A 12,390-nucleotide genomic window follows, 5' to 3' on the forward strand; every position below is an offset into this window, starting at 1 on the left:
GGGCTTTCGGGCAGGGGGATCTAGGGCAGGGGACAAAGACACAGCCCCGGCCGTTCGGGGCCGGGGCTGTGGATCGCGTAGTGGATCAGGGGGCCGTCGAGACGTCGGCCGAGGCGGCGCGCGCGATGTTTTCCGGCTCGATCGCCGCAAGGCCCTTCAGGATGTCGATGGCATAGGCCATCTGGTAGTCCTCCTGCCGCAGCTTCGCCGCTTCCTCGGCACGGGCCTGCTCTTCCTCGGCCTGCCGCTTTTCGTCCTCGGTCATCGAGTCGTTGGAGATCGCCCCCCGCAGGTCGGCCTCGCTGCGCAGGCGCAGGGCGGCGCTTTCCGGCGTCTCCGCCTCGTCCTCGACGGCTTCGGGCTGCGGCGCGGGCTGCTGCACCACGATGTCCGGCGCGATCCCGAGCGCCTGGATCGACCGCCCCGAAGGCGTGTAGTAGCGCGCCGTCGTCAGCCGCATCGCCCCGTCGCCCCGCAGCGGCACCACCGTTTGCACCGATCCTTTGCCGAAGCTCTTGGTCCCGACGACGATGGCGCGGCGATGGTCCTGCAGCGCGCCGGTGACGATCTCCGAGGCCGAGGCCGAACCGCCATTGATCAGCACCACGATCGGCTTGCCCTCGGCCAGGTCGCCCGCCTCGGCGTTGAAGCGTTCGCTGTCCTCGGGTTCGCGGCCGCGGGTGGACACGATCTCGCCCGCGTCGAGGAAGGCGTCCGACACCTTGATCGCCTGGGTCAGCAGCCCGCCCGGATTGTTGCGCATGTCGATGACGAAGCCGTTGACGTTGTCCATCCCGCCGGCTTCCTCGACCGAGCTGCGCAGCCCTTCCTCGAGGTTGGCGTAGGTCTGGTCGTTGAAGGTGGTCACGCGCAGCACGACGGTGCTGCCTTCCAGCCGGGCGCGAACCGCGGTCAGCTTGATCGTGTCCCGGATCAGCGTCAGGTCGAAGGGTTCGGCCGTGCCCTCGCGGCCGATGGTGATGACGATCTCGGACCCGACCGGGCCGCGCATCTTTTCCACCGCCTCGTCCAGCGTCAGGCCCAGCAGGCTTTCGCCGTTGACATGGGTGATGAAGTCGCCCGTCTGCACGCCGGCCTCGGCGGCGGGGGTGCCGTCCATCGGCGACACGACCTTGACGAAGCCGTCCTCCTGCGTGACCTCGATCCCCAGCCCGCCGAATTCGCCGCGCGTCTGTTCGCGCATGTCGGTGAAATCCTCGGGCGGCAGATAGCTGGAATGCGGGTCGAGCGAGGTCAGCATGCCGTTGATCGCGGCCTCGATCAGCTCGCCCTCGTCGACCTCTTCGACATACTGGGCGCGGATGCGTTCGAAGATGTCGCCGAACAGGTCGAGCTGTTCATAGACCGAGCTGTCCTTGCTGGCCTCCTGCGCGAGCAGGGGGGCGGCCACCTGCGTGGCGAGCACGGCGCCGGCCACGGTTCCGCCAAGCGCGGCCATCAGGAACTTTCTCATGCGCTAGTCATCCCTCGTTTCGCTGAACCAAGGGGCAGGATCGACCGTTTCCCTGCCCTGTCGCAGCTCCAAGTAAAGCGTCTCGCTGCGGTCGGCGCCACCGCCTTCTTGCACCGCCGCCAGGAACTCGCGTCCGCCGGGTTCGGCCCCGCCCATCAGCCCGACCGGCGCCCCGGCATCGAGAACGTCGCCCACTTCGCCATAGACCGTCCCGAGCCCCGCGAGAACCAGCAGATAGCCCTCCGCAGGCTCAAGGATCATCACATTTCCGTAGTCGAGCAGCGGTCCGCGATAGCGCAGCGTCGCGGGCCAAGGCGTCGTCACCAGCGCGGCGGGGCGGGTCGCGATGACCAGCCCCGGCCGCCGGATGCCCGCCGCGTCCGCCTCGCCCGCGCGGCGCAGGACCGTGCCCAGAACCGGCAGCGGCAGCGTGCCGCGCGCGCCCTCGAAATCCTCCATCGGCGCGCCGATGTCCTGTTCCATCGTGGCGATCCCGCCCGCGAAGGCGTCGAGTGTCTCGGCGCTGTCGCGCAGGCGGCCCAGTTCCTCGGGCTCCTCGAGGAAGCGGCGGGGCAGGTCGCCCCGGTCGGCCATCGCCTGATTGAGCGTCGCGCGCGCCTCCTGCGCGGCGGCGAGCCCCTGCGACAGCAGCGTCTCGGCGCTTTCCTGAAGACGGCGGATCTCGGCCACCTCGCGCAGGCTGCGCGACAGCGCCGCCGCCTCCTGCTGCAGGGCGGGGGTCACGTCGGACAGGATCATCCCGGCGCGCACCGCCGCCTCGGGGCCTTCGGGATGCAGCAGGGTCAGGGGCGCGGGGCTGTCCTGCATCACCATCATCGCCCCCAGCAGGCGCGACAGGCGCGCGCGCCGCGCCTCCAGATCGGCGGCGATCTCGGCCTCGCGCAGGGCGGCGCGGCGCAGCCCGTCGCGCAGGTCCGCCAGACCCGCCTCATAGGCGCGGATCGTCCGGCTGAGCGCCACCGCCTGTTCGCGGCCGCTGCCTGCCCGCTGCAATTCGTCGATGGCGGCGCGCAGCCCCTCGGCGGCGCTGGCGGCATCCTCGGCCACGCTGATCGGCCGGGGCGGGGCGCCGCGCGCCGCCGCCTCGGGCAGGTCGCCGCCGTCCTGCGCCAGCAGGGCCGAGGCCGACAGGACCAGGCAGAGGACAGCCAGACCGCGCCGCATCCGTCAGCCGCGCAGGATCAGGCTGGTGCCGGTCATCTCCGGCGGGGCGGGCAGGCCCATCAGGTCGAGCAGCGTCGGGGCGATGTCGGCCAGCCGCCCCGGGCGCAGCCGCGCGCCCGCCGGCCCGCCGATCAGCGCCACGGGCACCGGGTTGGTGGTGTGGGCGGTATGCGGTCCGCCGGTGACGGGGTCGATCATCACCTCGCAATTGCCGTGATCGGCGGTCAGCAGCATCGCGCCCCCCGCCGCCTCCAGCGCCTGAAGCGCCACGCCCAGACCCGCATCCACCGCCTCGCAGGCGGCGATGGCGGCGGGCAGGCTGCCGGTATGGCCCACCATGTCGGGATTGGCGAAATTGACCACGATCAGGTCATAGCCATGGCGGATCGCGCCGACCAGCTGCGCGGCGACCTCGGGGGCCGACATTTCCGGCTGCAGGTCATAGGTGGCGACCTTGGGCGATTTCGGCATGAACCGGTCCTCGCCCGGTTCGGGCGCCTCTTTCCCGCCGTTCAGGAAGAAGGTCACATGCGGGTATTTCTCGGTCTCGGCCAGCCGGAACTGCGTCAGTCCCTGCGCCGCCACCCATTCGCCCAAGGTGTTGACGATCTCCTGCTTCGGATAGCAGGTGGTCATGAAGGCGTCGTGGCGGCCGGAATAATCGACCATGCCCAACAGCGCCGCCCAGGCGGGGCGCGGGCCGGCGCCGGTTGCGGTGTCGAAGCCGTCGAAATCCGGCGCGCCGAGCGCCAGCAGGATTTCCCGCGCCCGGTCGGCGCGGAAGTTCAGGCAGAAGAAGCCGTCCCCGTCCCGCGCCCCGGCAAAGCCCGCGATCGCCGTGGGCTGGATGAACTCGTCCATCTCGCCCCGCGCATAGGCGGCGTCCACGGCGGCGGCGGCATCGGGGGCCGCCAGCCCCTCGCCCGCGACCATCGCGCGATAGGCGCGCTCCACCCGCTCCCAGCGGTTGTCGCGGTCCATCGCCCAATAGCGGCCGATCACGGTGGCCACGCGCGCGCCCTCGGGCAGCCGGTCCAGCAGGTCGGCGACGAAGCCCGCGGCCGAGGAGGGCGGCACGTCGCGCCCGTCGGTGATCGCGTGCAGCGCGACGGGCACCCCCGCCTGCACCAGCGCCCGGCAGGCCGCCAGCACATGGTCGATATGGCCGTGCACGCCGCCATCCGATACCACGCCCATCAGATGCGCGGTGCCGCCCGTCCGCTTCAGCGTCGCGGCGAAGGCGGTCAGGGCGGGGTTGGCGAAGAAGCTGCCATCCTCGATGGCGAGGTCGATCTGCCCCAGATCCATCGCCACCACCCGGCCCGCGCCGATATTGGTGTGGCCCACCTCGGAATTGCCCATCTGCCCCTTCGGCAGGCCCACATCCGGGCCATGGGTGATCAGCGTGCTGTGCGGGCAGGTCGCCATCACCCGGTCGACATTCGGGGTGGCGGCCAGCAGCGGCGCATTGCCCTCGGCGCGGTCGCTGATGCCCCAGCCGTCGAGGATGCACAGGACGACGGGTTTCGGTCGGGTCATCGGGCAGGCTCCGTTCCGTGCGGGGTCCGTGGCTTGATACGCCGCCTGCCACCCGGCGGCAACCGGGGCGCGCGCCTGTCTGCGGGGGAAAGGGGGCTGTCTGCCCCATCCTGGCCGTGCCGGCCAGTTCACCCCCCGAGGATATTTCCGAACAGAAGATGAGGGAGCGGACGCGCCCGGATCAGACGCGGTGATAGGGGCTGCCGGCGAGGATGGTGGCGGCGCGATACAGCTGTTCGGCCAGCATCGCCCGCACCAGCATATGCGGCCAGACCATCGCGCCGAAGGACAGCGCCGCCTCGGCCCGGTCGCGCAGGGCGGGGGCGATCCCGTCGGCGCCGCCGATCAGGAAGGCCACGTCCGACCGCCCCCCGTCGCGCCAGCGCCCCAGAAGGTCGGCGAAATCGGGCGAGGACATCTGCCGCCCGCGCTCGTCGAGACAGCAGATCAGCGCGCCCGGCGGGGCCGCGCGGGCCAGAAGCTCGGCCTCTGCCTCCATCCCGCCGCCGCGGCGATCCTCGACCTCGTGTTCCGTCGCGGGGCCGAGCCCCAGCGGCCGGCCGGTCCGGTCGAAGCGCTTCAGGTAGTCGTCGACCAGCGCGCGTTCCGGGCCGGACCGGATCCGGCCCACCGCGCAGAGATGCAGGCGCATGCGGTCCCGGGATCAGGACCGGCGGGGCGGCAGGCCGGCGCCCGCGGGCATCCACATCTTCTCGAGCTGGTAGAACTCGCGCACCTCGGGGCGGAAGACATGGACGACGACATCGCCCGCGTCGATCAGCACCCAGTCGCCCTGTTCCTTGCCCTCGACCTTGCAGGTCTGTCCGAATTCGGCCTTCAGCCGCTCGGCCAGCTTGTCGGCGATCGAGGTGACCTGCCGCGACGACCGGCCCGAACAGATGACCATGTGATCGGCCACAGAGGACCTGCCGCGCAGGTCGATGGCGATCACGTCTTCGGCCTTGTCGTCGTCGAGGGAAGCCAGAACACGGTCGAGCAACTCGTCGCTCGTCACGTCATGGGTCAGCGCGGTCACGGGCGCCGATCCTGCGGCCCCGGCAGCGGCCGCGTGGAGTGTGGTAGACAGGACATCGTCCTCCAGGGTTGCGCGCCGGTGACGGCCCCGGCGCCGGGCATGGGATCAATGTAGCATCGGACGCGCGAAATCTCAACGTGCGGGGCTGTCGGATCGGGCCGGAGCGTCCCCGGCCGGCCGGAGGCCGCCTGCCGGGGGCGCGGCGGGCAGGATGCGGACCTCGCGCTGCGGGAAGGGAATGGTGATGCCATGCGCGCGGAAGGCGTCCCACAGCGCCAGGTAGACATTGCCGCGCACATTGGTCAGGCCCTGCGACGGATCGTGAATCCAGAAGCGCAGGATGTAGTCCACCGAACTGTCGCCGAAGCCGGTGATGTGGCAGACAGGGGGCGTCTTCGCCTCGACCCGCTTCACCCCCGCCGCCGCCTCGATCGCCACGCGGCGCACCAGATGCGGGTCGTCCTGGTAGGAGCAGCCGAAGAAGATGTCGAGCCGGACCAGATCGCTGGTATGGGACCAGTTCACCACCTGCCCGGTGATCAGATCCTCGTTCGGGATCAGGTAATCCTTGCCGTCGCGGGTCGAGATCGAGACGTAGCGGGCGCCCAGTTCGGTGATCCAGCCGAAGGTCTCGCCGATGGTGATGACGTCGCCGGGCTTGATCGACTTGTCGAGCAGGATGATCACGCCCGAGATCAGGTTCGACACCACCTTCTGCAGGCCGAAGCCGATGCCGACCCCGATCGCCCCGGACAGGACGGCAAGGCCCGTCAGATCGAACCCCACGGCGCGGAGGCCGAGGAAGAAGGCCGCGGCGTAGAGCGACACCTGCAACCCCTTCAGCGTCAGCACCTGCATCGAGGGCGAGATATCCTCGCGCCCGCGGATGCGGGTCTGGGCGACCGCGGACAGGAACCGCGCCCCCGCCAGCAGCAGCGCCGTCACCGCCACCGCCTTCAGCAGGTCGAGCAGGGACAACCGTGCGCCGCCAAGGCTGATCGCCGCGCTGTCGAGCGCCTGTGCCGCCTCGTCCAGAAGGCCGGTCAGGTAGAGCGTCACCCAGATCCAGGCCACCCATTTCACCAGGCCGCGCAGGCTGGGACTGGCGATCAGCCGGCTGGCAAGCGCCACGGCCAGCCAGCCGGTCGCCAGCGAGGCGGCCGAGGCGAGGATCGCGCCCTCGCCGGGGCGCAGCGCGCGGAACAGCCCCGCCGCGAGCCACGCCAGCGCCGCGAAGCTGCCGATGCCGATCCGGTCGCGCAGCACCACGATCAGCCGCAACCGCGCCCGCGGCCAGCCGGCCCGCTGCCGGATCCAGTCCGACACCCGCGGCACCGATGCGCGCCGGATCGCCAGCGCCAGCGCCGCCAGGAGCGCGAGGACGGCCATCTGCGCCAGCCGGGCGGGATCGGTCAGGCCCTGAAGGAAGGCCTCGACCGTCATCGCCAGATCCTGCAGCAGGTCGAGCAGCCTGTCCGTCATGCGCGCCTCCGCCGGGACAACCGGCCGCGGCTGTGGCGGTTCCGGGCGGGCGGGGCGGGCAGGGCGGCGAAGTCATTGCCTCGGCCGGGATTCGGGCGTATGACCGCTTTCCATGCAGGGCTTCGTCTATTTCGACATCCACGACCGTGCGCGGCTTCCGGGCCGTTTCTTCGGCGTGTCGCATTCGATCCGCGCGCGACTTTGATCGCGCGGGCGTGCACGCCTGACGTGCCGCCGCCGCGCTTGCCGATCCGCCGGCCCCAGTCGGCCCGGCCCTCCCGACAGCCCGATCCATCTGAACAGCCGCGGGCCGATTGCCCGTCCCGCCATTCGTGAGAGACAACAGCCATGACCGATGCGCCCACCGCCACGCCGAAAACGCTTTACGACAAGATCTGGGATGCCCATGTCGTCGACCGGTCCGAGGACGGCACCTGCCTGCTCTATATCGACCGCCACCTCGTGCATGAGGTGACCTCGCCCCAGGCCTTCGAGGGGCTGCGCATGACCGGGCGCAAGGTCCGCGCGCCGGACCGCACCATCGCGGTGCCCGACCACAACGTGCCCACCACCGCGGGCCGCGACACCCATATCGAGAACGAGGAAAGCCGCATCCAGGTCGAGGCGCTGGATACCAATGCGCGCGACTTCGGCATCCACTACTATCCGGTCAGCGACATCCGGCAGGGCATCGTCCACATTGTCGGGCCGGAACAGGGCTGGACCCTGCCGGGCATGACCGTGGTTTGCGGCGACAGCCACACCGCGACGCATGGCGCCTTCGGCGCGCTGGCGCACGGCATCGGCACTTCGGAAGTGGAGCACGTTCTGGCCACGCAGACGCTGATCCAGAAGAAGTCGAAGAACATGAAGGTCGAGATCACCGGCAAGCTGCGCCCCGGTGTGACCGCCAAGGACATCACCCTGTCGGTGATCGGCGCCACCGGCACCGCGGGCGGCACCGGCCATGTCATCGAATATTGCGGCGAGGCGATCCGCGACCTGTCGATGGAAGGCCGGATGACCGTCTGCAACATGGCGATCGAGGGCGGGGCGCGCGCCGGGCTGATCGCGCCCGACGAAAAGACCTTCGCCTATGTCATGGGCCGGCCCCATGCGCCGAAGGGCGCGGCCTGGGAGGCGGCGCTGGCCTGGTGGAAGACGCTCTATACCGACGAGGGCGCGCATTTCGACAAGGTGGTGACGCTGCGCGGCGAGGACATCGCCCCGGTCGTGACCTGGGGCACCTCGCCCGAGGACGTGCTGCCGATCACCGGCGAGGTTCCCGCGCCCGAAAGCTTCACCGGCGGCAAGGTCGAGGCGGCGCGGCGGTCGCTGGACTACATGGGCCTGACCGCCGGCACCAAGCTGACCGACATCGCCATCGACGCGGTGTTCATCGGGTCCTGCACCAACGGCCGGATCGAGGATCTGCGCGCCGCGGCCGAGATCCTGAAGGGCCGCCGCATCGCGCCGGGCGTGCGCGGGATGGTCGTGCCGGGTTCGGGTCTGGTGCGCGCGCAGGCCGAGGACGAGGGGCTGGCGCAGATCTTCATCGACGCGGGCTTCGAATGGCGGCTGGCGGGCTGCTCCATGTGCCTTGCCATGAACCCCGACCAGCTGCGCCCCGGCGAACGCTGCGCCGCCACCTCGAATCGCAATTTCGAGGGCCGGCAGGGCCGGGGCGGGCGCACGCATCTGATGTCGCCCGCGATGGCCGCCGCCGCCGCCGTCACCGGCCGGCTGACCGATGTGCGCACGCTGATGGCGGCCGAGACCGCCACCGCCTGACCCCATGCCTGCGCCCGCGCGGCGCCACCGGGGCGGTATGAATTCCATATCGCAACCGGATGGCCCGCGCGGGCGCGATCACACAGGATTGGACCAATGGACAAGTTCACCACCCTCACCGGCGTCGCGGCGCCCATGCCTCTGGTCAATATCGACACGGACATGATCATCCCGAAGCAGTTCCTGAAGACCATCCAGCGGTCGGGACTGGGCAAGAACCTGTTCGACGAGATGCGCTATAACCCCGATGGCAGCGAGATCCCCGACTTCGTGCTGAACCAGCCGGCCTACCGGCAGGCACAGATCATCGTGGCGGGCGACAATTTCGGCTGCGGCTCGTCGCGCGAACATGCGCCCTGGGCGCTGCTGGATTTCGGCATCCGCTGCGTGATTTCCACCAGCTTCGCCGACATCTTCTACAACAACTGCTTCAAGAACGGCATCCTGCCGGTGGTGCTGCCGCCCGAGGCGGTGGCCGCGCTTATGGAGGATGCGCGCAATGGCGCGAATGCCCGGATCACCGTCGATCTGGAAAACCAGACGGTGACCGGCTCGGACGGCCGGAGCCATGCGTTCGAGGTGGACCCCTTCAAGAAGCACTGTCTTCTCAACGGGCTGGACGATATCGGCCTGACGCTGGAGAAGGTGTCGGCCATCGACAGCTACGAAACCCATGCAGCACAGTCGCGGCCTTGGGTCTGACACCCGCGCCGCGCGCGCCGGCCGGGGCATCGTCCCGGGCCGACGCGCGCCTATCCCCTGCGACGGAGCGGCGGGCGGCCATCTTGCTGCCCGGATGATGATGCAAAGTCGCACCAGTTCGACCATCAAATCGCCGTTCCCGTTTCGTCAATGGGATCAGCGGGTTGTTTCGTGTCCCGCAACGGGTCAGGATCGATGCTGATGGGACGGTCTGCGGGACTGATGCGCAGCACGGGTCGGAACAAGGGGGCGGCGCGCAATCGCTTCCGGCCGGCGAAAGGGTATGGGGCAGTGATTTCGCGTCTGGCCGGGGCGGCCATCCGGGCAGGACTGGTCGTGGTGATGATCGCCACGCCCTCGGTGCTGACCCAGTCCGTGACGCAGGACACGGCCGAGGTGGTGGCGCTGGTCGCGCTGTTCGCTGCCGCGCTGACCTTCTTCGAATATGCCTCGACCTATCCCGGCCTCGTGGAATTCCGCGACGCGCCGCCCTTCAACCGCATCCGGTTCTGCGCGCTGTTCCTGATGGTGTTCCTGCTGTCGGTCGTCTGCATGCAGGGCGCCGACGGCACCCTGCTGATGAAGCTGGTCAAGGCGCTCGGCGGTCAGGTCTCGGTCGCGCTCGACTTCCCCTACAGCCCGGTGCGGCTGATGACGCTCAGCCTGTCGGAACAGGCGCCGCCGGCGCAGGTCGATCTGGTCCGCACCACGGCGGGGGTGGCCTACGGCATCTCGATGGTGACGATGGTGGGCTTCGTGCTGGGGATGCGCGCCTTCGGCTGGCCCGCCTCGGAAGGCAGCTTCAACGTCTGGATCAACCTGCCCACCTTCGACCCGACCACCGGCGGCGATGTGGTGGACCGGCTGCAGCGCGACGCGGTGGCCAATGTGGCGCTTGGCTTCGTGCTGCCCTTCCTGATCCCGGCCGTGGTGAAGTCCGCCTCGATCATGTTCGCGCCGCTGGAATTCGCGTCCGCCCACACGCTGGTCTGGGCGATGACGGCCTGGGCCTTCCTGCCGCTCAGCCTGCTGATGCGGGGCATCGCCATGGGCCGGGTCGCGGCGATGATCGTCGCGCGGCGCAAGATGCATGCCGAGATGGTCGCCGGCATGCAGCCGGCCTGACGCCCGTGCGTGCACCGCTCGCGGCGGCGCTGTTCCTTCTGCTGGTTCCCGCCGCGGCGGCCGATCCCGTCACCGTGGCCGCCTGGACCGTCGAACTGACGGGCGAGGGCCCCGGCCTGATGCTGCGCGACGTCGCGGCGGATGCCCGGGCCGAGGCGGCGGCGCGGTTGCTGGCGGAGCGCGCGCCGGACGTGGTGCTGCTGATGGGCGTCGATTACGATGCGGGGCTGCGGCTGGTCGATGCCTTCGCCGCCCGCGTCGCGGCGGCGGGCACGGCCTATCCGCACCGCCTGTCATTGCGGCCCAACCGGGGGATGGCGACGGGCATCGACCTCGACGGCGACGGACGGCTGGGCGAGCCCGACGATGCGCAGGGCTGGGGCCGGTTCGCGGGCGAGGGCGGAATGGCGATCCTGTCGCGGCTGCCGATCCGGACGGGCGAGGTGACGGACCTGTCGGCGCTGTTGTGGCGCGACCTGCCGGGGGCGATCCCGCCGCCGCTGCCGCCCGAGGTGGCAGCGGTGCAGCGGCTGTCCACCACCGGCCACTGGATCGTGCCGGTGGACCTGCCCGACGGGCGGGTGCTGCGCCTGCTCGTCTTTCACGCCACGCCGCCGGTCTTCGACGGGCCGGAGGATCGCAACGGCCGCCGCAACCACGATGAGGTCGCGCTGTGGTCGGCGCTGCTGGACGGGCGGCTGCCGGTGGCGCCGCCCCCGCCGCCCCTGATGATCGCGGGGAACGCCAATCTCGATCCGCTGGACGGGCAGGGGCGGCGGGAGGCGCTGGCGGCGCTGCTGGCCGATCCGAGGCTGCAGGATCCCGCGCCTCGCTCCGGGGTGCATGGCACCGACACGGTGGACTGGCCCGAGGCCGCGCCGGACGATCCGGGCGACCTGCGCGTGGTCTATCTGCTGCCCTCGGCCGATCTGCAGGTGCGCGACGGCGGCGTGATCTGGCCGGATGCGGGGCAGCCCCTGGCCGCAGAGGCCGGGCTGATCCGGCACAAGCTGGTCTGGCTGCGGGTGGAGTAGGTCAGCCGCGCGGCGCCGCCGCCCGGCGCAGGCGGTCGTTGATGGCGCGACCGAGCCCGCGTTCGGGCACCGGCGACACCGCGATCCGGCCGCCGTTGCCGGCCAGCGCATCGGCCTCGCGCAGGTAGTGGAACAGGTTCGCCGCCGCCTCGACCAGATCGCCCGCAGGCGAGAGGTTCAGCGCCGCGCCCGCCGCCTGCGGCCCGAAGCCCAGCCAGATCTCGTCCTTCCCGGCCTCTGTCGCCTCCAGCCGCACGGCCGCGCCGGGCGCGTAATGCGAGGCGAGCTGTCCGGGGGCGGAGGGCCTGGCGGCATCGCCGCCGCCATTGTCCCCGCTGGCGAGCGGCTGGCCGAGCGCCGCCTCCAGCGCCTCGGCCGGCAGGCCGCCGGGGCGCAGCAGCCTCGCGGGACCGTCGAGGCCGAGGATGGTGCTTTCCACCCCCACCGCGCAGTCGCCGCCATCGACCACCGCCGCGATGCGCCCCGCCAGCCCCGCCATGACATGCGCCGCCCGCGTCGGGCTGACCCGGCCCGAGGGATTGGCCGAGGGCGCGGCCAGCGGGCCGCCGAAGACCGCGAGCAGCGCCCGCGCCACCGGATGTTCCGGCACCCGCACCGCGACCGTCGGCAGCCCCGCCGTCACCAGCGGCGACAGTCCCGCGCCTTCGGCCAGCGGCAGCACCAGCGTCAGGGGGCCGGGCCAGAAGGCCCCGGCCAGACGCTCGGCCCGGTCGTCGAAGCGCGCGATCCGCCGCGCCGCCGCCAGATCGGCGACATGGACGATCAGCGGGTTGAACCGGGGCCGGCCCTTCGCCTCGAAGATCCGGGCGCAGGCCAGATCCGACCGCGCGTCGCCGCCCAGGCCATAGACCGTCTCGGTCGGGAAGGCGACCAGCGCGCCGGCGGCCAGCTGCCGCGCGGCCTCGGCCAGCCCCTCGGGCGTGGGCGGCAGCAGGCGGGTATCGTCCGGGTTCGGCGGGATCATGACGCAGCGTAAAAGTTTGAGGGTCCCCGGCGGTGAG

The 12,390-nt window shown here is 71.1% G+C and carries 11 protein-coding genes; 4 read left to right on the forward strand and 7 right to left on the reverse strand.

Annotated features, from left to right (window positions below; genetic code table 11):
- Positions 1–85 precede the first annotated feature (85 nt).
- From EEY80_RS14895 to EEY80_RS14920, 6 genes are all read right to left on the reverse strand, one after another.
- Complete coding sequence (locus tag EEY80_RS14895; RefSeq protein ID WP_126977735.1) at positions 86–1,474, reverse strand: S41 family peptidase; 1,389 nt, start codon at positions 1,472–1,474, stop codon at positions 86–88.
- A 3-nt stretch (positions 1,475–1,477) separates the two neighbouring features.
- On the reverse strand, positions 1,478–2,659 hold the full coding sequence (locus EEY80_RS14900) for a murein hydrolase activator EnvC family protein (protein WP_235829865.1): 1,182 nt from the start codon (positions 2,657–2,659) through the stop codon (positions 1,478–1,480).
- 3 nt (positions 2,660–2,662) lie between these two features.
- Positions 2,663–4,198 (reverse strand): 2,3-bisphosphoglycerate-independent phosphoglycerate mutase, encoded by a 1,536-nt coding sequence (gene gpmI, locus EEY80_RS14905; protein WP_126977737.1) that lies wholly within the window; start codon positions 4,196–4,198, stop codon positions 2,663–2,665.
- A 181-nt stretch (positions 4,199–4,379) separates the two neighbouring features.
- Positions 4,380–4,850, reverse strand: coding sequence for a 23S rRNA (pseudouridine(1915)-N(3))-methyltransferase RlmH (gene rlmH / locus EEY80_RS14910; RefSeq protein ID WP_126977739.1), 471 nt, complete (start codon positions 4,848–4,850; stop codon positions 4,380–4,382).
- Between the two features lie 12 nt (positions 4,851–4,862).
- Positions 4,863–5,234, reverse strand: coding sequence for a ribosome silencing factor (rsfS, locus tag EEY80_RS14915; protein ID WP_328590530.1), 372 nt, complete (start codon positions 5,232–5,234; stop codon positions 4,863–4,865).
- Between the two features lie 132 nt (positions 5,235–5,366).
- On the reverse strand, positions 5,367–6,716 hold the full coding sequence (locus EEY80_RS14920) for a mechanosensitive ion channel family protein (protein ID WP_126977743.1): 1,350 nt from the start codon (positions 6,714–6,716) through the stop codon (positions 5,367–5,369).
- Positions 6,717–7,064: 348 nt separating this feature from the next.
- Between EEY80_RS14920 and leuC the strand changes: the two genes are divergently transcribed.
- From leuC to EEY80_RS14940, 4 genes are all read left to right on the forward strand, one after another.
- The gene (gene leuC / locus EEY80_RS14925; protein ID WP_126977745.1) at positions 7,065–8,507 is read left to right on the forward strand and encodes a 3-isopropylmalate dehydratase large subunit; all 1,443 of its coding nucleotides are present in this window, start codon (positions 7,065–7,067) and stop codon (positions 8,505–8,507) included.
- Positions 8,508–8,603: 96 nt separating this feature from the next.
- Positions 8,604–9,209, forward strand: a complete 606-nt coding sequence (gene leuD / locus EEY80_RS14930) for a 3-isopropylmalate dehydratase small subunit (protein ID WP_126977747.1) — start codon at positions 8,604–8,606, stop codon at positions 9,207–9,209.
- Between the two features lie 291 nt (positions 9,210–9,500).
- Positions 9,501–10,334 carry a hypothetical protein gene (locus EEY80_RS14935; protein WP_126977749.1) on the forward strand — a complete coding sequence of 278 codons (834 nt, stop codon included), beginning with the start codon at positions 9,501–9,503 and terminating at the stop codon, positions 10,332–10,334.
- Between the two features lie 119 nt (positions 10,335–10,453).
- Positions 10,454–11,368: an endonuclease/exonuclease/phosphatase family protein gene (locus tag EEY80_RS14940; protein WP_126977825.1), complete on the forward strand. Its 915-nt coding sequence runs from the start codon at positions 10,454–10,456 to the stop codon at positions 11,366–11,368.
- A gap of 1 nt (position 11,369) precedes the next feature.
- Here the strand turns inward: EEY80_RS14940 and EEY80_RS14945 are convergent, their stop codons facing one another.
- Positions 11,370–12,353, reverse strand: a complete 984-nt coding sequence (locus EEY80_RS14945; protein WP_126977751.1) for an L-threonylcarbamoyladenylate synthase — start codon at positions 12,351–12,353, stop codon at positions 11,370–11,372.
- Positions 12,354–12,390: the final 37 nt, after the last annotated feature.

The organism is Frigidibacter oleivorans (genome assembly GCF_003993775.1).
Lineage (GTDB): Bacteria > Pseudomonadota > Alphaproteobacteria > Rhodobacterales > Rhodobacteraceae > Frigidibacter > Frigidibacter oleivorans.

Coding starts and splice junctions, on each gene's coding strand:
- EEY80_RS14895 (WP_126977735.1), bottom strand. CDS start 1,474: ATGAGAAAGTTCCTGATGGCCGCGCTTGGCGGAACCGTGGCCGGCGCC.
- EEY80_RS14900 (WP_235829865.1), bottom strand. CDS start 2,659: ATGCGGCGCGGTCTGGCTGTCCTCTGCCTGGTCCTGTCGGCCTCGGCC.
- gpmI (WP_126977737.1), bottom strand. CDS start 4,198: ATGACCCGACCGAAACCCGTCGTCCTGTGCATCCTCGACGGCTGGGGC.
- rlmH (WP_126977739.1), bottom strand. CDS start 4,850: ATGCGCCTGCATCTCTGCGCGGTGGGCCGGATCCGGTCCGGCCCGGAA.
- EEY80_RS14920 (WP_126977743.1), bottom strand. CDS start 6,716: ATGACGGACAGGCTGCTCGACCTGCTGCAGGATCTGGCGATGACGGTC.
- leuC (WP_126977745.1), top strand. CDS start 7,065: ATGACCGATGCGCCCACCGCCACGCCGAAAACGCTTTACGACAAGATC.
- leuD (WP_126977747.1), top strand. CDS start 8,604: ATGGACAAGTTCACCACCCTCACCGGCGTCGCGGCGCCCATGCCTCTG.
- EEY80_RS14940 (WP_126977825.1), top strand. CDS start 10,454: ATGCTGCGCGACGTCGCGGCGGATGCCCGGGCCGAGGCGGCGGCGCGG.
- EEY80_RS14945 (WP_126977751.1), bottom strand. CDS start 12,353: ATGATCCCGCCGAACCCGGACGATACCCGCCTGCTGCCGCCCACGCCC.